The sequence below is a fragment of the Pseudomonas sp. GW821-FHT03E01 genome, from assembly GCF_059420765.1.
Map to the genome: position 1 here is coordinate 142,242 of NZ_JBWKUI010000013.1, position 19,450 is coordinate 161,691.

Consider the following 19,450-nt stretch of genomic DNA (forward strand, 5'->3'; position numbering starts at 1 on the left):
GCTGGCCTTGCTCCTTGCCTTGAAATGACGGGTTGGGTTCCTTCCAACAGGCCGCGATAGGACTATAGATGCCATTTTCATACTGTCAAAAATGCTTTGCCGGTCGGTCGACGAACGGTCATTTCGGTTATGGCTTCCTACGATTTGGCGATAAAAAAGGCTCATCCGGATCCCCTGTGTTTTCCGATCGTCAAGTGATCCGGGTTCAGGCAATAGACAGACAAGACCTGTTAAAAAAGCAGTGAGCCAGGCAGGAGCATGGTGGAAAAGGGGGCGTTTTTTTGCTGGTTCACTCAACTTGGCTTTCAAGCCAGAGGAGGCGGCATGTTGTTACGTTACATGGTGTTGCTGGCAGTGGTGGTTACCGCAGCGGGTTGTGTGCAGGAACGGGTCGTTCATGACCGGCGTCCGGTGGAGCGTGAATATGTTGAGGTCATCGCACCGCAGCCGCCGCCGGAACGCGTTGTCGAGGTAGAGCCCGCGGGGCGACCGGGTTACCTCTGGTCCAGGGGGTACTGGCGTTGGGAAGGCGGGCGTTATGTCGCGGTTCATGGCCATTGGGTCCCGGAGCGACCGGGGTATCGTTATGTGCATCCGCACTGGGAGCAACGTAACGATGGTTGGCATTGGCGGGTGGGGGCGTGGGTTAACTGACGCGGACGATGTATCGTAGCCAACCGGTTGTCTGCCCCTGGCGACAACAATGCACCCGACAGGAGAGCGATATGAGTTGGTCCGCCAAACAATACGTAGCTTTCGAAGATGAGCGCACGCGCCCGGCGCGTGACTTGCTGGCCGCCATCCCAGCGGTGGACGTCCGTTCGGCCATCGACATCGGTTGCGGCCCCGGCAATTCGACCGAGTTGCTGGTGCAGCGTTTTCCCGATGCCGCGGTGCGTGGGTTGGACAGTTCGACCGATATGATCGAGGCCGCCCGCAAGCGTTTACCTCAGGTACGTTTCGACGTCGCTGACATTGATACCTGGAGCGACACCGGCCCGTTTGACGTGATCTTCGCCAATGCGGTGCTGCAGTGGGTGCCGGATCACGCCAGGCTGCTGCCGTCGCTGGTAAACAGGCTCACACCCGGCGGCAGCCTGGCGATCCAGATGCCCGATAACCTCAACGAACCGTCGCACCGGTTGATGCGCGAGGTCGCAGCGAACGGCCCTTGGGCTGACAAGCTGGCAAGGGCTGCCGGCCTGCGAACGGAAATGGAGGGTGCAAGCGGCTACTACTCAATGCTGCGTGGCCACTGCACTCGCGTCGATGTATGGCGCACCACTTACTATCATCCGCTCGCGGACGGCGCATCGGGCGTGGTCGAATGGTTCAAAGGCTCCGGTTTGCGGCCTTTTCTCGAACCATTGGATGACGTGGAACGGGCGCACTATCTCAAGCAGTATCAGGCGGCAATCGAGCAGGCCTATCCGGCGCTGAGTGATGGTTCGGTGCTGCTGCCGTTTCCGCGGTTGTTCATGGTGGCAACGCGCTGACGAATCAAAGGGGACACATTCGTCCCCTTGATTGATCCGATTTTCAGGCTATCAACTTTGCTGCAAGACCTTGAGCGCCGCCGAGGCTAGAAACCCTGAGCGACTTTTCTCTTCCGGATGGTGCAATACGTACTCATCGATGCGGTTGAGCAGATAGCCGGGCAGGGTGATGTTGAGTTTCTGCGCCTTGCCCAGGTATTTGGTGATATCGATATCCACCACGGCCCACGTGCACCCTGCGTACTGTGGATTGGCCGCATGCAGGGTCACTTTGTTGGCGGGCGGAATCGGTGATCCGTCTTCGGCCAGAATCTCGAAATGACCTTCGATGGCTTCGCGAGCCATGGCCATGGCGTCATCCAGATCTTCACCGGCGGAGAAGCAACCCGGAATATCCGGAACTTCTACGCCCCAGGCGTGTTCGTCATCACCCATGGAAATCGCGATGGGGTAAAGCATGTTCGTTATCCTCCGAGGGCGCAGTCCATCGGTTCGTCAGAGCAGCGCCTGTTGCAAAATACTAATGGCCGTTTTCTTGAGCAGGTCCTTTTTCGGGTGAGGAACCGTCACCAGTCCAGGCTTGGTCGGATGCTTGAAGTGGTGATGACTCCCTCTGATTCGTACCAGATACCAGCCGTCCGCAACGATTTGGCTTATCAAAAAACGGCTATTCACATCACCTCCCTGTGGTGTGCTTATGGTTACTATACCTACTGAAATTCACTAATCAACACTATAACCACCAACGCACCCTGGATACGGATGGAAGAGCTGCATGAAACGAGTCTAGGAGGGCATGTCGCGATGGTTTGGGTAGACCCCGTTTTCTGTATTGCAGGGTTTTGCCGCAGCGCCGAAGCGCCAGGAATGCTCAAATTTCAGGCATAAAAAACCGGCCGCTGCGGACCGGTTTTTTGCGTTCCCGCGCATCATGCGGCGTTTTTAAAGCAACTGATCAATCAAAACCGCATTGGTGTAGATCAAGCTTCCATCGCTCGCTCGATGCCCGACCAAATGGAACTGACCGCGCTCGTAATGCAGATAGACGCGCATCTGGCAGTCGGACAAGGGGCCATATCCCTCTGGCAAGACCAAATCCATTGTGCTCATGTCGACATCGACCATGGCTTCGGGCTCATGGGTCTCTTGTAGACGTTCTTCAGCTTGCTCCAGACGCAGATGAAGGGGGTCATCGACGTCAAAATGGATCTCACCGATCGGGATGGACTTCTGGTCGGGGCTGGGCTTGCACCAGCCTTCGATCGTCAGGGCACTCATGACGAAACCTCCGTCGTGGACTGCTGGATTTTGTGGCTGTTGTTCTCAATACCATCACTTATCTGACTGCTACGCACAGGCAGGGTTCGTCTTTTGGGCCGCTTCTGGCCGATCCCTGCCGTCCGTAATCTGAAATTGAGTATAGCTGGCAACCGGGCCTCGCTTGCCCGCCTCACGGTACAGCCCGATGGCTCTATACTTCTTACTGACTTTGCCACCGGGATGGGTGGCAGTTGTCTGCCCTGCTTGGACGTCAGTGGCGATGCTTTGGCATAACCAATGAGCAACAGGAACAGGATGAAGAGAACATGGCAATAGCAATTATCTTGATACTAATCGTTATTGCATCAGTACTCTTCCATATACTCGCGCCTTGGCATGCAACACCGGCAGCTTCCAACTGGGGATCCATAGACACCACCCTGTTTATCACCCTGATCATTAGCGGAATATTCTTCATCGCCATCACGGTTTTTATGGCGGTGGCGGTGATGCGTTATCGTCACAAGGAGGGATCCAGGGCGCACTACCAACCAGAAAGTAAAAAACTGGAACTATGGTTAATTATCGTTACTTCGGTAGGTATTGTCGCCATGTTGGCGCCAGGCCTGGTTGTTTACGATGATTTTATCCGGGTACCGAAAAATGCCTATGAGCTTGAAGTGATCGCCCAGCAGTGGCAGTGGGCCTTTCGCTTCCCTGGCCAAGACGGGAAGTTGGGTAAGTCAGATATCAAATTTGTTGATTCCACCAACCCCCTCGGCCTTGATCCCAATGATCCTGCCGGGCAGGACGATGTACTGATAAAAAGCAATGAAGTTCGTCTTCCGCTCGATAAGCCGGTGAAAGTTTTACTGCGATCCAAAGATGTGCTGCACGATTTCTATGTTCCGCAAATCCGCAGCAAGATGGACATGGTGCCGGGGATGGTGTCGTACTTTTGGTTTACTCCGACCAAAACCGGAAAGTATGAAATTCTTTGCGCTGAATATTGTGGTGTCGGTCATTACAACATGCGCGGCCAGATGATCGTGGAAGAGCAGGGCGCCTTCGATCAATGGCTGAAAAGCCAACCGACGTTTGCACAGACATTAGCCGCGGCTGCCAAGCCCAGTCAGGACAGCGTGCTGGAAAAAGGCCGCCAGTTGGTCGAAAAATACGGTTGCGGGGCCTGCCATAGCCAGGATGGCAGTGCCAGTCTCGGCCCGGGATGGAAGGGCTTGTATGGCCGCACTGAACAGCTTGCCGATGGCAGCAGTGTGCAGGTCGATGAGGCTTACCTGAAAGAGTCGATCCTCGATCCGAAGGCCCGCCTGGTACAAGGCTACCCGCCGGTCATGGTGACCTATACTCTCAATGACGATGAACTGGGTGCACTCATCGCCCTGATCAAATCACTGGGTGCTGCGCGACAAGGCGACGAATCTGCTGCCGGCCAAGCGCCGGGCCCAGGTGAGGACCTGGCGGCGCAGGGACAGCAGTTGGCTGAATCGCTCGGCTGCCTGGCCTGCCACAGTGTCGATGGCAGCAAGGGCATCGGTCCCAGCTGGCAGGGTCTGTACGGCAAGACCGAAACCCTTGCCGACGGTACGAGCATCAAGGTCGATGAGGGCTATATAAAAGACTCGGTTCTTAATCCCGCTGCCAAAATCGTCAAGGGATATGCACCCGTCATGCCGGTCTTTGCTCCCAGCGATAAGGAGTTGAATGCACTGATCGCCTTTATCAAATCCAAAGCGAATGCCGACGCTGATACGAGCAAGGCGCAGCCAGGGAAATAGCCGTAAGCAGCCAGAAGTACACCGAAACTTCGACAGGAGGATGACGTGATGGCCTATGCGGAGCAAGCCGAAACAGAAGCACTGCACGAGCCTAAAAGTTTCCTGACCAAATACATCTGGAGTCAGGACCACAAGGTCATAGCCATTCAATACTCCTTGACGGCTCTGTTCGTGGGGCTTATCGCCGTGGTGTTGTCCGACTTGATGCGCTTACAGATAGGCTTCCCTGGCAGTTTGGCGTTCATGGACGCCAATACTTACTATCAGGCGATGACCATGCACGGCATGATCATGGTCATTTATTTGCTGACGGCCCTGTTTCTGGGTGGCTTCGGTAACTATCTGATCCCACTGATGGTGGGCGCCCGCGACATGGTCTTCCCCTACGTCAACATGCTGAGCTACTGGTTCTACCTGGTGGCGGTACTGGTATTGCTCGCCGGTTTCTTTGTGCCGGGCGGTCCCACCGGTTCGGGCTGGACGCTCTATCCGCCGCAGTCCATCACCAAGGGGACACCGGGGGTCGAGTGGGGCATTGTCCTGATGCTCGTCTCTCTGGCGATTTTTATTGTCGCCGCCACCATGGGCGGGCTGAACTACGTCACCACGGTATTGCAGGCACGCACGCACGGCATGACATTGTTTCGCATGCCGCTCTCCGTATGGGGAATCTTCATGGCGTCGATCATGGCCTTGCTGGCCTTCCCTGCGTTGTTTGTCAGCGCGGTCATGATGCTGTTCGACAAGCTATTGGGTACCAGCTTCTTTATGCCGGCGATCATCTCGCTGGGGCAACAGCTCAATCATCAGGGCGGCAGCCCGATATTATTCCAGCACCTGTTCTGGTTCTTCGGCCACCCGGAAGTCTACATCGTGGCTCTTCCTGCATTTGGTCTGGTCTCCGACTTGATCAGCACCCATGCGCGTAAAAATATCTTCGGCTACCGAATGATGGTGTGGGCGATTATTGCGATTGGCGTGCTCAGCTTTGTGGTCTGGGCGCACCATATGTATGTCAGCGGGATGAACCCGTACTTTGGCTTTTTCTTCGCCGTCACCACCTTGATCATCGCAGTGCCGACTGCACTGAAAGTCTATAACTGGGTGTTGACCCTGTGGCGGGGCGACATTCATCTGACCGTGCCGATGCTGTTTGCCCTGGCCTTTATCGTCACCTTCCTGGTGGGCGGTCTGACCGGGTTGTTTCTCGGCAATGTGATCGTGGACATTCCGCTCTCGGACACCTATTTCGTCGTCGCCCATTTCCATATGGTCATGGGGGTCGCACCGGTACTGGTGGTGTTCGGCGGCATCTATCATTGGTTTCCGAAAGTCACCGGGCGCATGTTTAACGACACCCTGGGCAAGCTGCATTTCTGGATTACCTTTCTGGGTACCTACGCCATTTTCTTCCCCATGCACTACTTGGGTTTCCAGGGTATGCCGCGCCGTTACTACGCCTATGAAAACTACGCGTTCATCCCGCAGTCGGCGCAAGAGTTGAATGCCTTCATTACGGTGGTCGCATTGACCGTCGGCGTTTCCCAGTTGCTGTTCGTGTTCAACATGGCTTGGAGTGTATTTAAAGGTAAGCCCGCAGGCAGTAATCCCTGGGGCGCGGCCAGCCTGGAATGGCAAACACCGAACACCCCACCGGTACACGGTAACTGGGGAGCGAAACTGCCGGTGGTGCATCGCTGGGCCTATGACTACAGCGTGCCGGGGATAGAGCAGGATTTCGTGCCGCAAACGGTCTCTGCCGAGGAGCTGGAGCAAATGCGGCAACTCAGTGCCGGAACCAAGATAGCGGACGTTAAAACATGAACAGACTGCTATTGAGAAACGCCGACGACGCTGACCCCGGCGGCAGCTGGAATCGCGATCCTGAAGGTATTCAGGCCGACGCCGATAGAAGCCGAACCGCAAGGGTAGGCCTGCGCTTGTTTCTGGCTGTGGTGAGTTCGTTATTCTTTCTCTTCCTGCTCGCCTTCATTGCCCGCTCACAAATGGCCGACTGGCTCCCCCTGACAGACCCCTTGGCGCCTTTAGCCAACCCATGGCCGTTGTGGGTGAATTCGGCTTTTCTGGTACTGAGTTGCATCGCACTGCAGTGGTCGCGCATGGCCGCCCGACAGGATCGACTGGACGCAACGGTCATGGGGTTTGTAGTGGGGGGGGTATTTGCAATTGCCTTTCTGGTGGGGCAACTCTGGGTCTGGCAGCAGTTTGTCGCCTGGGGCTACTTTGTCGCCAGTAATCCGGCCAACAGTTTCTTCTACCTGTTGACCGGTGTGCATGGCCTTCACCTGCTGGGCGGGCTGATTGCCTGGGGCATAACCGTCGCTAAATTCCTGCGTCACGTGCCGTTGCCGCAACTGCGCGTCAGCGTAGAGCTCTGTACCACCTATTGGCACTACTTATTGGGTCTTTGGTTCGTGCTCTTCGCGCTGCTGACCAGCACGCCGCAAACCTATGAAGCCATCGCCAGATTCTGCGGCCTGAGGTGAAAAGCCATGGCATCGCACCCATTAGCACCGGCCGAGTCAAGTTCATCCAATCCACCAAGCCCGCCGCCTGCCCCGGGATGGCAGGGCATCGCCAGCGACTGGGCCTCGGATAGGGAGGCTTTCAGGCAGGTCCCCTGGGGCAAGGCGATGATGTGGATATTCCTGCTTAGCGACACGTTTATATTCACCTGTTTTTTAACCGGCTACATGTCGGTCCGCATGACCATCACCGCCCCTTGGCCGAACCCTAGTGAAGTGTTCGCATTGACGATTGGCGGTAGAGAAATCCCGCTTATTCTGATTGCCATCATGACCTTTGTGCTGATCAGCAGCAGCGGCACCATGGCCATGGCTGTTAACTTCGCCTATCGCCGTGATCGCGCGAAAACCACAGCCCTGATGCTGGCGACCGCTGCCTTGGGCGTGACCTTCGTCAGCATGCAGGCATTTGAATGGAGCAAGCTTATCGCCGAAGGCGTGCGTCCCTGGGGGAACCCCATGGGCGCGGCGCAATTTGGGGCCAGCTTCTTCATGATTACCGGTTTTCACGGACTGCATGTGTCAATCGGCGCCATCTACCTCAGCATTGTGGCGATGAAAGTCATGCGAGGAGATTATGAGCGCTCCGGAAATTATCAGAACGTCGAAATAGCCGGGCTTTACTGGCACTTCGTGGACTTGGTGTGGGTGTTTATTTTTGCTTTCTTCTATTTATGGTAGAGGAGCGCGGGTGATGGCGCATGCTCAGGGTCAACAACATCCGATCAGTTTGTACCTCAAAATCTGGGGGCTGTTATTCGTCCTCAGCACGATGTCGTATCTGGTCGATTATTTTCACTTCCATGGCTACCTTCGGTGGGCCCTGATTATCACTTTCATGTTGTTGAAGGCAGGTTTAATTGTCTCCATCTTCATGCACATGGCCTGGGAACGGTTGGCCATGGTCTACGCCATATTGGTGCCACCGTTGTGTTTGCTGGTGCTCGTCGGGTTGATGGCCACCGAGGCGGATTATGTTTTCCTCAGCCGGGTCATCTTCTTCGGTCAATAAACAGCTTACGGAGGGCTTTGAGCCTCCGGGGTCAACCCGCAATAAATGGCGTTATATCGTTCGCTTGAACTGATGCCATTTGTGCAGCCAGGCGACTGTCCAGTGAGGGGATGCCGTACCCGTGCCGGCGATCTTCAGTTTTGGATGATGTTCAATGACCCGATCCAATACCGGCTCCTGATTCGGATCAACATCCACGAAGAAGATATGTTTGCCGTCTTCCACCATCTGTTTAAAGTTGCGGAAGTGCGCGTTAGGTACCTGAATACCAAAAAAGCCGCCTTCCCAGATGCAGAAGCCAAATATAACAATGGCAAGGAAGATAAAAGGTACCCAGCCTGCGGCGGTTTCGGTCCAGCCCAGCCAATAGGCACCGCCAAGGATCAGCGCTGCGAGTGGCACACCAACCACTGCACCAATCTCGCCAGAGTGAACAACATCCTGTTTCATCAACGAGTTGACCTCGTGGAGATGATGTTCTTCAACATCAGCCACTTGTTCGCTGAGCACATGAATTTGTTCGGTATTGATGCCGTTGGCTTCCAGTTCGGTTTCAAGGGCTTCGAGATCGTCGAGATTGTCACTGATGTAATAGTGTCGGTTCATGCCACACCTCCCATCTCGTGTTGGCCGTAGGCCTCCTCTGTCCCGCAGCCGTAAACTGAGATTTGCAGTCGGTATCTGCGCCCGTGGGGAACGTTGCACACTTCATGCAATCCGTAGGAAGTATAGCATTCGCTAGTATGCGGGGCCGGAGGTGTCAAGGACTGGAGGGCCCCCAAATCCCAGGCACAAAAAAACCGGCCATCAAGGCCGGTTTTTTCTTTACTTGCATCCCCCGTCAAGAAACGACGTGAGACTGAAATCTGATTGGAGCGGGTGAAGGGAATCGAACCCTCGTTATCAGCTTGGGAAGCTGGAGTAATGCCATTATACGACACCCGCTCAGAGCGGCTGACTTTGTACCAGATGTGAGCGCGGATTTGAAGTTTTTCTTTATGCGCGATGGCTTTAGCGTCGGGTGAAACACAAACAGGGACCGCTTGGCGGTCATTCGCGGGCAAGCCTCGCGCCTACGGGAGTGCGTTCAACACAGTAGGGCGGGACTTGCTCGCGATGACTCTGTTTCAGATTGCAAATGCATGGTGGTCCTGGACGTACTGGTAACGCGGTCGGCTTTCGAGTTGCGTCGGTTTCAGGAAGCCCAGCAGTGCGTTACGGCTGTCTTGGCAAGCGGTTTTGTGTTCCATGTCGAGGAAGTGGCCGGTGGCCTGAAGGGTGCTGAAGGTGCTGTGTTGCACATGGCCGGCGAACAGCCTGGCATCGGCGGGGGCGGTGTACTCGTCCCATTCGCCGTTCATGAACAGCACTGGCACATTGATTTTCTTTGCCGCGTTCAGGTAGCAGTTGCGGTCGCTGTTGAGCACGTCGCTGATGTGGAAGTGCATCTGCCCGTATTCGTGTTCGGCCAACGAACTGACGTGACGGTGGTTGAAGCGCTTGAACAGCGAAGGCAGGTGTTTGCCGATGGTGCTGTTCACCAGATGGCCGACGCGGTCACCGTCCCGGTTGCCGAGGTAATCGACACCGCGCTGAAGGTAGTCGAGCATGTGCTCGTTGACCACCGGCGAGAACGAGCTGATCACAGCCTTTTCGATGCGCCGTGGCCGGTGGGCTAGGGCGACGAGCGTGGCGGCGCCACCAAAGGAGAACGACAGCACGTGTTCGGCGGCGAAGTGGTCGATCAGCTCCAGGAGGATCTGCCCTTCGATTTCCTTGGTCAGCATTTTCTCATGCAGGTTGTGAGCCTTGGACTTGCCCGCGTAGGGCTGGTCGTAGCACACCACATTGAACTGCGGATAAAGGTTTTTCACGGTTTGGGCAAACGACGCAGTCGTGGACATCGAGCCGTTGACCAGAATGATGGTCTTTTCTGCGGCGTCTGCGCGATAGAACTCCGTGTAAACCCGATACTGACCCTGTATATCCAGCACAGCGATTTCTGGCCTCATGACATAAGACTCCTGGCAAGCGGGTATGCGCGCAAATCAGATTGCACGAGCTTTGTGACAGGTAGGCATACGCCTGGAATTTTTGAAGGCCCATGTCGATCCATTGCACGCCGGTCGACGGGTATTGTTATAAGCGGGCAGTTTGCCGGGGGAAGGCGGAACCTGAGGGTTCTCTGCCGGCAAAAAGTTTCTTAGAGTAGTTTTGGTGACTCGCCGGTCACATTTCGCGCCGACGTCCTGATTCAAGCAGGGGTCACGTCATCGCGCAAGTATCTTTCGAAAAATGTTCGACAACTTCTGCTGAGCGGTCGTCGGCTTAGATCAATCGGATCTCTTCGATGCTCAACGGCCGGTATTCGCCGGGCTTCAGCGCGTCGTCGAGCAGCAGCGGCCCCATGCGTTCGCGGTGCAGGCGCAATACCTTGTTGTCGAAGTGGCCGAACATCCGTTTTACCTGATGATAACGGCCCTCGACGATGCTCAGGCGCGCCGATTTTGCCCCGAGCAAGACCAGTTCGGCAGGCTGGGTTGTAAGGTCTTCGAAGGCGAAGTACAGGCCTTTGGCGAACGTGATCGCGTAGTCGGCAGTGATCTCCTGCTCCGTCTCGACGTAGTACACCTTGGGCAGTTTGGTCTGTGGCTGGGTCAGGCGTCGCGACCAGGTGCCGTCGTTGGTGATCAGCATCAGGCCGGTGGTGTTGAAGTCCAGGCGACCGGCGATGTGCAGGTCATCCTTGTCCGCTTCATGGATCAGGTCGAGCACCGTCGGGTGTTGCGGGTCGCGGGTCGCACTGACGCAGCCGGGCGGTTTGTGCAGCATGAAGTAGCGGGCCGGTTTACCGACCTGCAGCACTTCGTCGTCGACTTCCACGCGGCTGAACTCGAGAACCTCGGCGTGAGGGTCGCTGACGATAGTTCCGTCGACCCTGACGCGCTTTTCCACCAGCAACAGGCGTACCTGCTTGCGGTTGAAGCGGGGCAGGTTGCTGAGGAAACGGTCAACGCGCATGGCCAGGGATCGGTGGGAAAAGGGCTGCGTATGTTACGTGATCGGCCAGGCGGTTGCTTGCAACTGCGCCTCGACCCGGGCGCAGGCCGGGCACAGGCAGGACTTGTCACGCAGCTCGGCCGGCAGCGTTTCGAACACCGCCGGGTCGATGCTGACGCCGTAGCACCAGCAGGCACGATCGACGGTTCGTGGGTCGGCCAGGCTGCAGTCGTTGGAAGCGCCGCAGGCCGGGCAGAGGTCTGGCTTATTCATGAAAGGGTCATTCGGTAATGGCCGGTTTGCTTGGCCCGAGCTGCGCATGATCGTCCCGCAAGCTGCCATGTGCAAGCTAACGCTCGCACATTCCTGAAGGAGTCTTGCCGGTGATCAGGCGATCAACCCAGGCTTTTCAAATACGCCCGCCACCCGCCCAAATGACTGATTTCCACCGCCCCGTCCAGCCCATACGGCTCACAGATAAACCCGCTCTCCCAACGCCCATCCGCCAGTTGCACCTTGCCCAGTCCCAGTGGAGCAGGAATCCCGGTGAGGAACGACCCCAGCTCACTGCTCGGCAATTCCCAGACTTCCACCGCAATCGCCACGCCGCCCTCTTTAACGCGGACCATGCCGGGGCGATACGGTGGGCCGCCGGCCAAGGCATACAGCTGATAGTCGGGAGAACTCTGAGTTGTTTCTACCAGCCGCGCTCCACGCTGTTTGAGTTGCCAGTTCAGCGCCAGCCCCTCCAGGTGCGCGCCGCAGACCACCAGTCGTGCCCGGTCATTGTGCGCGATGGCGGCCGGTGCGGGTGACGCCAGGCCCTGCTGACGTTGCAGGGCATCTGCCACGCTCAACAGATACTGATCGGTAAACGCGCGACCAAACAAGGTCACGCCCCATGGCAAACCATTGCCCATCAATCCGCTGGGCACGGCGACGGCAGCGTAGTCGAGCAGGTTCATGAAGTTGGTGTAGTAGCCCAGTTCCGAGTTGCGCAGTACCGGTTCGGCGGCAAGTTCCGCCAATGTCACCGGACGGCCAATGGTTGGCGTCAGCACGCAGTCGAGGCCCACCAATGCTCTGTCGCACAGCGCCTTCAAGGCTTGCAGCCGGTAGTGGGCGCGGAAGGTTTGCACGCCGGTCACCGCCGGGGCCTTGGCCAGCACGGCACGAATCACTGGCAACACGGCTTGAGGATTTTGCTCCATCAATTTGCCGGCCACGCTGTAACGCTCGGCCACCCATGGCCCTTCGTAGAGCAACCGCGCCGCTTCCAGGAAGGGCGACAAATCCAGTTCGACCGCTTCACCGCCCAGGGCTTTAAGCTGGTCGATGGCGTCGCCAAACAACAACGGGCCTTCAGGGCAGCCGAAGAACGCCAGGTCCTGCGCACGGGGCACACCGAAACGAAACGCGCGCGGCGTGCCGAAGGCCGAGCCGTCATTCCACAGCGGATTGCTGCGACTGTATTCATCCCGTGGGTCGAGATGAGCGGTCAGTGCCAACAATTGACTGGCTTCCCGGGCTGTGGCCGTAAAGGTCGTGACGCAATCGAGCGTGCGACAGGCCGGAACCACCCCGGCCGTGGAGATCAGCCCTTTGGTGGCTTTCAAACCGACCAGATTGTTCAGCGCCGCCGGTACGCGCCCGGAACCTGCGGTGTCGGTGCCCAGGGCAAAACTCGCCACGCCGAGCGCCACCGCCAGTGAAGAGCCGGCGCTGGAACCGCCCGACGGATATTCCGGCAACACGCTGTTCGGGCAAGCGCCATACGGCGAGCGGCTGCCGTTGAGGCCGGTGGCGAACTGGTCGAGATTGGTCTTGCCCAGCGGGATCGCGCCCAGCGCCAGCAGTTGCTCGACGATGGTCGCCGAACGTTCCGGCACGTAGGCAAACGCCGGGCACGCCGCCGTGGTCGGAATGCCCGCCAGATCGATATTGTCCTTGATCGCGAACGGCACGCCGTACAGCGGCAGGCTGCCTGGGTCACGACCATCGAGGGCGGCGAGGTACGGTTCCAGTTCCTCGGCGCTGAGTAAATGGATGAACAAGTGATAGTCCGGGTTCAGCGCCGCGGCTTTTTCCCGCAGGCTCGGCAGCAATTGCCGAGGCGTGATGTGGCCGTCACGGTAAGCGTTGCGCAGGGCGTCGAGTTGCAGATTGATGTTCATGGTTCAGATCCTTGTTGAAATGGCTTCAGTCGAGTTCCAGCACCACGACGCGCTGTCCGGCGCGCACTGGCGAACCCGGTTGCACACGAATCTCGCGCACCACACCGGCCATGGGCGCGAGCAGCGGGATTTCCATCTTCATCGACTCCAGAATCACCAGCACATCACCGGCGACCACTTGGCTGCCGACCTCCACCTGAACCTGCCAGAGGTTGCCGGCGATGTGGCTGTCGATGCTCTGCTGACCGTCGGCCAACAGCGCCTCTTCGGTCACTTGCGGCGTCGGTTCTTCACTGTCGAAATGCGCCTGACCGCTGGCGATCCAGCGCTCGCGCTCGGCGTTGAACGCACCTTTTTGCTGATCTCGAAACGCCGCAATGCTGTTGGCTTCCTTCGCCAGAAACGCCTGGTAATCCGCCAGGTTCAACTGACTGTGCTCGATGTTCAGAGCGAAGCGCCCGAGCGGGAAATCCCGTCGAATGCGCAGCAGTTCATCGGCGCTTACCGGGTAGAAGCGGATTTGATCGAAGAACCGCAGCAGCCACGGTTTGCCATCGAACGCGGCGACCTCGCGGTAGCGATTCCACATCTGCAAGGTCCGGCCGACGAATTGATAACCACCGGGGCCTTCCATGCCGTATACGCACATATAGGCGCCACCGATGCCCACCGAGTTTTCAGCGGTCCAGGTGCGGGCCGGGTTGTATTTGGTGGTGACCAGGCGATGCCGTGGGTCGAGCGGGGTGGCGACCGGAGCGCCGAGGTAGACATCGCCCAGCCCCATCACCAGATAGCGGGCGTCGAACACCGTGCGCTGCACTTCGTCGAGGTTCGGCAGATCGTTGATGCGGCGGATGAACTCCAGGTTGCTCGGGCACCATGGGGCGTCCTTGCGCACGGTGGTCATGTATTTCTCGATGGCCAACTGGCAAGCCGGGTCATCCCACGACAGCGGCAGGTGCACGATGCGTGAGGGAACCTGCAAGTCTTTGGCGGCGCACACGGCGTCCCACTCACCGGCGACGATGCCCAGCAGATCGGCAAGCGGCAGTTGCTCCGGTTGGTAATGCACCTGCAGCGAACGGATGCCCGGCGTCAGGTCGATCACCCCGTGCAGGCGTTTGCCTTGCAATGCCTGCATCAGCGCGTGGGCGCGGAAGCGCAGGACCAGGTCCAGTTCCGGTGCGCCGATTTCCAGTAACAGGTGAGTATCCCCCGACAACCGGGCGACCAACCGTGTATCTCCCTGGCCGATATCCAGCATCACAGGCGACACAACCCCCTGTGGGAGCTGACTTGCCTGCGATGAGGCCCGATCAGACACCGCATCAACTTCATCGCAGGCAAGCCAGCTCCCACAGGAATCCCATTTCAAGGCGAGGTTACGGGCGGTCTCGAGATCGACTGGTTGGAACTGCACCTTGTCTCCAGCCTTGAGCTGCCCGAGCTGCCAAAGATCCGCTTCGATCACCGTCACCGGGCAGACGAACCCACCGAGGCTCGGACCATCGGGACCGAGGATCACCGGCATATCACCGGTGAAATCCACCGCGCCAATGGCGTACGGATTGTCGTGAATATTCGAGGGATGCAACCCGGCTTCGCCACCGTCGGCCCGTACCCATTCCGGCTTCGGCCCGATCAGCCGCACACCGGTGCGGCTGGAGTTGAAATGCACTTCCCATTGAGTGGCGAAGAAGGTGCCGATGTAGTGTTCGGTGAAGTATTCCGGCGCGCCATGGGGGCCGTAGATCACCCGAATTTGCCGCACGGCCGGCAACTCGGTGACCTGCTCATCAGGCAATTGAACACCCGCGCTACGGTCGATCAAGGCTGGCACATGCAACACGTCCCCGGCACGCAACGCACGACCGCCATGGCCACCGAACTGACCGAGGGTGAAGGTACTTTTGCTGCCCAGGTAGTCCGGTACTTGCAGGCCGCCGCGCAGGCACAGATAGCTGCGAGCGCCTGCACCGGCGATTGTGCCGAGATGTACTGTGGCCCCGGCCGGAATCAGCAGCGCAGTGTTCATCGGTGCCGCTTCGCCGTTCAGCGTCAATGGAATCTGCGCACCGGTCACCGCCACAACCGCATCACAATTGAAGCGCAGCATCGGCCCGCTCATGGTGATTTCCAGGGCCGCTGCGCCTTCATCGTTACCCAGTAAAAGATTACCCAAACGCAATGCACGACTGTCCATCGGCCCCGACGGCGGCACGCCCACCGCCCAGTAACCAAGACGCCCCGGATAGTCCTGAACGCTGGTCTGGGTGCCGGCGCTGATCACCTCGAAGGTGTTGGCCTGGTAGACCAGCGCTTCCAGACAACGGGTCCATGGCTGGCCGCTGGCAAAGGGCGCATCGAGCAGAATCTGTCGCAGGTAATCGCGGTTGGTTTCCACGCCGTACAACAGGCTGTCGCCCAAGGTTTGGAGCAGGTCAGCGCGGGCTTCTTCGCGAGTCGGCGCCCAGCGGATGACCTTGGCAATCATCGGGTCGAAGTACGGCGGGATCTCGCAACCGGCCTCGACCCACGTGTCGATGCGCAGGTGTTTGCCATCGGCGACGGGGAAACTTACCGCCGTCAGCAGACCGGGGCTCGGTTGAAAATCGCGCCCCGGATCTTCGGCGTAGAGCCTTGCCTGGATCGCGTGGCCGTCGGCTTTCAAGCCTTGGCTCAATGCGTTCAATGGCGGTAAATCTCCGGCCGCCAGTTCCACCATCCAGCGCACCAGATCCACGCCCCACACTTGCTCGGTGACACCGTGCTCCACCTGCAAACGGGTGTTCACTTCAAGAAAATAGAAACGCTGGGCGTCACTGTCGAAGACGAACTCCACGGTGCCGGCGCTGCGGTAATTCACTGCCTTGGCGAGTTTGATCGCGGCAAGGCAGAGCGCTTCGGCCATGCCGTCGGGCAGGTTGGGTGCCGGGGTTTCTTCAAGGACTTTCTGGTTGCGCCGCTGCACCGAACAGTCGCGCACGCCGAGGGCAATCACCTCGCCCTGGCCGTCGCCGAACACCTGCACTTCCAGATGTCGCGCGCGCTGGATGTACTTCTCGATGAACACACCGGCGTCGCTGAAGTTGTTCTGCCCGAGGCGTTTGACCGCTTCGAAGGATTCGCCCAATTCGGCGGCGCTGCGGCACACGCGCATACCGATGCCGCCACCGCCGGCGGTGCTTTTGAGCATCACCGGGTAGCCGACCTGTTCGCCGGCGATCAATGCCGCGTCAAGGCTGTCGAGCAGTTCGGTGCCTTCGAGCATCGGCACGCCGTGTTGTTTGGCCAGGGCGCGGGCGGTGTGTTTGAGGCCAAACACGCGCAGTTGCTCTGGCGTGGGGCCGATGAAGGCGATATCGGCTGCTTCGCAGGCCTCGGCGAACGCGGCGTTTTCCGAGAGGAATCCGTAGCCGGGATGGATCGCCGTAGCGCCGGTGGATTTGGCGATGGCGAGGATTTTGTCCACGGCAAGGTAAGTGCCGACCGCGGCGCCTTCACCTAGCCTGTGAGCTTCATCGGCGTGCAGGATATGCAGGCTGGCGGCGTCGGCTTCGGAGTAAACGGCGACGCCCTTGACCTGCAACTCTCGCAGGGTCCGCAGAATGCGGCAGGCAATGGCGCCACGGTTGGCGATGAGGACTTTTTCGAACATGGCATAACCCCTGGAGGCGATAGCGCATCAGCCTCGACCTGGGATGCGGGCCGTCCCGCAGTTTTTCGAGATGCACCCGGGCCGTCCCGGATGAACAAAATTCACGCTTTTTTGTGGCGAGGGAGCTTGCTCCCGCTCGGCTGCGCAGCAGTCGCAAAACCTGCTGCTGTGGTCCGTCAGACATAGCGCGATAGCAGGGTTTGGGGCCGCTTCGCGACCCAGCGGGAGCAAGCTCCCTCGCCACAGGGATCAGCGTTGTTTGAGGCACTGGCCGGAGCGGGCCTGACACAGGGCAAATAACCACCGCCGCAAACGCGCAAGTTTCAGTTCCATACCAAAAGCTCCGCAGGCGTGGGGTTGTAGGCGTTGCACGGGTTGTTCAGTTGCGGGCAGTTGGAGATCAGCACGATCACGTCCATCTCGGCGCGCAGGTCGACGTATTTGCCGGGCGCTGAAATCCCGTCTTCAAACGTCAGCCCGCCATCGGCCGTCACCGGCACATTCATGAAGAAATTGATGTTCGGCCCGATGTCGCCCTTACCCAGGCGCCCGTCGTGGGCGCAGGCGCGCAGGTAGTTGTCGCGGCAGCTGTGCATGTAGCGTTTTTCCAGGGCGTAACGCACGGTGTTGCTCTCTTGCGCGCAGGCACCGCCGAGGGTGTCGTGACGCCCGCAGGTGTCTTCGACGATGGTCAGCATTGGCTTGCCGAGGTTGGAATAGAGCACGCTGCCGGTGCTCAGGTAGACGCTGTTCTGCCGACGCAACGTGCGTTGCACGTCATAGCGTTCCTTGGGATTGGCAAGGCTGTAGAACAAAGTGTCGACCGCCTGATTGCCTTCCAGGTCGAGGATACGCAGGGTCTGGCCGGCCTTGACCTCCATCAGCCAGGGTTCACCGGCGGCGATGGTGGCGCGGTAGACCGCTGTTTCCGGTTGCTTGTGGGCGGTGGCGATAGCGAGTGACATGGCAGCGATCCTCAGGCGAACAGACGGTCGGTGTTGATGAAGCCGCGCTCGTTTTCCGGGCGCGAGGTGCGGCAGTGTTCGGCGACGCTGGCATCGGCGTTCATCCAGCTCAGCTTCAGCGGTTTCGGTGCGTATTCCGGCGACGGATCCATCGGGTGTTGCAACGCGGTGAGTACCACCAGGGTGTCCATCGGCGCGTACAACTCGATGTAATCACCGGCCTTGGAATTGCCTTCGACGAAGTGGAAGCGGCCAGCCTCATCGACGTTCACCCGGCTGAACAGGTTGAGCGTCATCAGCAGGTCGGACAGGCCCAGTCCCCACTTGCCCAGCTCCACCAACAAGTTGTCGGTGCCGTTGCGGAAGAAACCGTTGCGCAGCTCTTGATAGCGGCCCTGGCCATATTTTTGTGCGACTTCTTCAGCGCAGAGCACGCCGCCGAGGCTGTCGCTCCAGCCACAGGTGTCGGCGGTGATGGCCGCCAGCACGCGGCCCATGTCCGAGTACAGGCAATGGCCGGTGGTGAGCTTGGCGGTGTGTTGGCATTTGAGGCTGTCGGGCAGATTCAGGCGTTCGGTTTTTTCGTTGGCGTTGAGCAACGTCAGGCTGACGTTGGCACCGCCGCGCAGGTCGGTCAGGCGCAGCAATTGGCCGCGTCTCAGGACGAATGAACGATGGCCGCCGCCGGGGAGCATTTCTTCGGCGAACGGCGGGAACAGTTGGGTCGAATCAGTCATGTGCAGATTCCTCTAAGCGATACGAAGCGTGCCTGCCAACTGAGCTGGCAGGGCGTCGACGGCGGCGCGGTTGGCGCGGCGGTCGCTGTTCAAAGGGATGTCGTAGGTGATGCGTGCGCCATAGGCGCCGGGGGCGTGCGGGTCGACACGGACCTTGTCGAACACCAGCAAGCGGGTGCCGAGACTGAAACCTTCGGACAGGTCGTGGGTGACCATGAACACCGTCAGTTGCGTCTCGCGCCACAGCTCCAGCAGCAGGCTGTGCATGTCTTTGCGGATGCCCGGATCGAGGGCGCCGAACGGTTCGTCGAGGAGCAACACGCGGGGTTTCATGATCAGCGCCTGGGCAATCGCCAGTCGTTGCTGCATACCACCTGAGAGCTGCGCCGGGTACTTGTCCAGTGAATGGCCAAGGCCGACTTTGTGCAGCAACACCGAGGCGTGATCGCGTGCCTCTTTCTTAGTGCTGCCGAACAACCGCCCCAGTAATGGCGAGCGCGGCAGTTCGAGGCCGAGGGCGACGTTGTCCAGCACGGTCAGGTGCGGGAACACCGAATAGCGCTGGAACACCACGCCACGGCTCGAATCCGGTTCGCCAGCCAATGCCTGACCGTCCAACAGAATCTCGCCACGACTGGCGCGTTCTTGGCCGAGCAATAGCCGCAGGAAGGTCGATTTGCCGCAACCCGACGCGCCGACCAAGGTGCAGAACTCACCTTCGTTGACGCTCAGGTTCAGCCCTTCAAGCACCACCTGATCGGCGTATTGCTGCCAGACGTTTTTCACTGTGATGAAGCTCATGC

General features: G+C 58.8%; 19 protein-coding genes and 1 tRNA gene. 7 read left to right on the plus strand and 13 right to left on the minus strand.

The features are described from left to right. Positions 1-324: 324 nt before the first annotated feature. Together AC07VO_RS21960 and tam are read left to right on the plus strand one after the other, a co-directional pair. Complete coding sequence (locus AC07VO_RS21960) at positions 325-654, plus strand: YXWGXW repeat-containing protein (protein WP_018926816.1); 330 nt, start codon at positions 325-327, stop codon at positions 652-654. 71 nt (positions 655-725) lie between these two features. Further along, positions 726-1,496, plus strand: a complete 771-nt coding sequence (gene tam / locus AC07VO_RS21965; protein WP_086944822.1) for a trans-aconitate 2-methyltransferase — start codon at positions 726-728, stop codon at positions 1,494-1,496. A 51-nt stretch (positions 1,497-1,547) separates the two neighbouring features. Here tam and AC07VO_RS21970 read toward each other — a convergent pair whose 3' ends face one another. The 3 genes from AC07VO_RS21970 to AC07VO_RS21980 all read right to left on the minus strand — a co-directional run bounded on the left by AC07VO_RS21970 (position 1,548) and on the right by AC07VO_RS21980 (position 2,774). Next, positions 1,548-1,955 (minus strand): type II toxin-antitoxin system HicB family antitoxin, encoded by a 408-nt coding sequence (locus tag AC07VO_RS21970; RefSeq protein ID WP_064619786.1) that lies wholly within the window; start codon positions 1,953-1,955, stop codon positions 1,548-1,550. A gap of 36 nt (positions 1,956-1,991) precedes the next feature. Then, on the minus strand, positions 1,992-2,171 hold the full coding sequence (locus AC07VO_RS21975) for a type II toxin-antitoxin system HicA family toxin (protein ID WP_007984690.1): 180 nt from the start codon (positions 2,169-2,171) through the stop codon (positions 1,992-1,994). A gap of 267 nt (positions 2,172-2,438) precedes the next feature. After that, on the minus strand, positions 2,439-2,774 hold the full coding sequence (locus AC07VO_RS21980) for a hypothetical protein (protein ID WP_018926814.1): 336 nt from the start codon (positions 2,772-2,774) through the stop codon (positions 2,439-2,441). A gap of 308 nt (positions 2,775-3,082) precedes the next feature. Here AC07VO_RS21980 and AC07VO_RS21985 point away from each other — a divergent pair, with 308 nt between their 5' ends. From AC07VO_RS21985 to AC07VO_RS22005, 5 genes are read left to right on the plus strand one after another with little or no spacing between them, the layout of a single operon-like run. Then, positions 3,083-4,555 carry a cytochrome c oxidase subunit II gene (locus AC07VO_RS21985; RefSeq protein WP_064619784.1) on the plus strand — a complete coding sequence of 491 codons (1,473 nt, stop codon included), beginning with the start codon at positions 3,083-3,085 and terminating at the stop codon, positions 4,553-4,555. 48 nt (positions 4,556-4,603) lie between these two features. Beyond that, positions 4,604-6,379, plus strand: a complete 1,776-nt coding sequence (gene ctaD / locus AC07VO_RS21990; RefSeq protein WP_086944823.1) for a cytochrome c oxidase subunit I — start codon at positions 4,604-4,606, stop codon at positions 6,377-6,379. After that, entirely contained in the window at positions 6,376-7,062 is a 687-nt protein-coding gene (locus AC07VO_RS21995; protein ID WP_086944824.1) for a cytochrome c oxidase subunit 3, read from the plus strand. Before ctaD ends, AC07VO_RS21995 begins: the two co-directional genes overlap by 4 nt. A gap of 6 nt (positions 7,063-7,068) precedes the next feature. Further along, the gene (locus AC07VO_RS22000; RefSeq protein WP_026286474.1) at positions 7,069-7,782 is read left to right on the plus strand and encodes a heme-copper oxidase subunit III family protein; all 714 of its coding nucleotides are present in this window, start codon (positions 7,069-7,071) and stop codon (positions 7,780-7,782) included. A 13-nt stretch (positions 7,783-7,795) separates the two neighbouring features. Continuing rightward, positions 7,796-8,113 (plus strand): cytochrome C oxidase subunit IV family protein, encoded by a 318-nt coding sequence (locus AC07VO_RS22005; protein WP_007935708.1) that lies wholly within the window; start codon positions 7,796-7,798, stop codon positions 8,111-8,113. A gap of 51 nt (positions 8,114-8,164) precedes the next feature. On the opposite strand, the gene AC07VO_RS22010 is transcribed toward AC07VO_RS22005, so the two are convergent. The 10 genes from AC07VO_RS22010 to AC07VO_RS22055 all read right to left on the minus strand — a co-directional run bounded on the left by AC07VO_RS22010 (position 8,165) and on the right by AC07VO_RS22055 (position 19,448). Then, complete coding sequence (locus AC07VO_RS22010; protein ID WP_018926809.1) at positions 8,165-8,719, minus strand: hypothetical protein; 555 nt, start codon at positions 8,717-8,719, stop codon at positions 8,165-8,167. A gap of 265 nt (positions 8,720-8,984) precedes the next feature. After that, positions 8,985-9,058 (minus strand) — tRNA-Gly (locus AC07VO_RS22015). A gap of 182 nt (positions 9,059-9,240) precedes the next feature. Continuing rightward, a complete protein-coding gene (locus AC07VO_RS22020) occupies positions 9,241-10,125 on the minus strand; it encodes an alpha/beta fold hydrolase (RefSeq protein WP_018926808.1) in 885 nt (294 codons plus the stop codon). A 316-nt stretch (positions 10,126-10,441) separates the two neighbouring features. Further along, entirely contained in the window at positions 10,442-11,134 is a 693-nt protein-coding gene (locus tag AC07VO_RS22025) for a pseudouridine synthase (RefSeq protein ID WP_018926807.1), read from the minus strand. Between the two features lie 33 nt (positions 11,135-11,167). After that, positions 11,168-11,386: a cysteine-rich CWC family protein gene (locus AC07VO_RS22030; RefSeq protein WP_018926806.1), complete on the minus strand. Its 219-nt coding sequence runs from the start codon at positions 11,384-11,386 to the stop codon at positions 11,168-11,170. 122 nt (positions 11,387-11,508) lie between these two features. Beyond that, positions 11,509-13,287: an allophanate hydrolase gene (gene atzF, locus AC07VO_RS22035; RefSeq protein WP_086944825.1), complete on the minus strand. Its 1,779-nt coding sequence runs from the start codon at positions 13,285-13,287 to the stop codon at positions 11,509-11,511. Positions 13,288-13,312: 25 nt separating this feature from the next. Further along, the gene (gene uca, locus AC07VO_RS22040; protein WP_086944826.1) at positions 13,313-16,945 is read right to left on the minus strand and encodes an urea carboxylase; all 3,633 of its coding nucleotides are present in this window, start codon (positions 16,943-16,945) and stop codon (positions 13,313-13,315) included. 323 nt (positions 16,946-17,268) lie between these two features. Then, entirely contained in the window at positions 17,269-17,910 is a 642-nt protein-coding gene (locus AC07VO_RS22045; protein ID WP_018926803.1) for an urea amidolyase associated protein UAAP2, read from the minus strand. 11 nt (positions 17,911-17,921) lie between these two features. Further along, the gene (locus AC07VO_RS22050; protein WP_064619763.1) at positions 17,922-18,647 is read right to left on the minus strand and encodes an urea amidolyase associated protein UAAP1; all 726 of its coding nucleotides are present in this window, start codon (positions 18,645-18,647) and stop codon (positions 17,922-17,924) included. Between the two features lie 12 nt (positions 18,648-18,659). Continuing rightward, positions 18,660-19,448, minus strand: coding sequence for an ABC transporter ATP-binding protein (locus AC07VO_RS22055; protein WP_018926801.1), 789 nt, complete (start codon positions 19,446-19,448; stop codon positions 18,660-18,662). Positions 19,449-19,450: the final 2 nt, after the last annotated feature.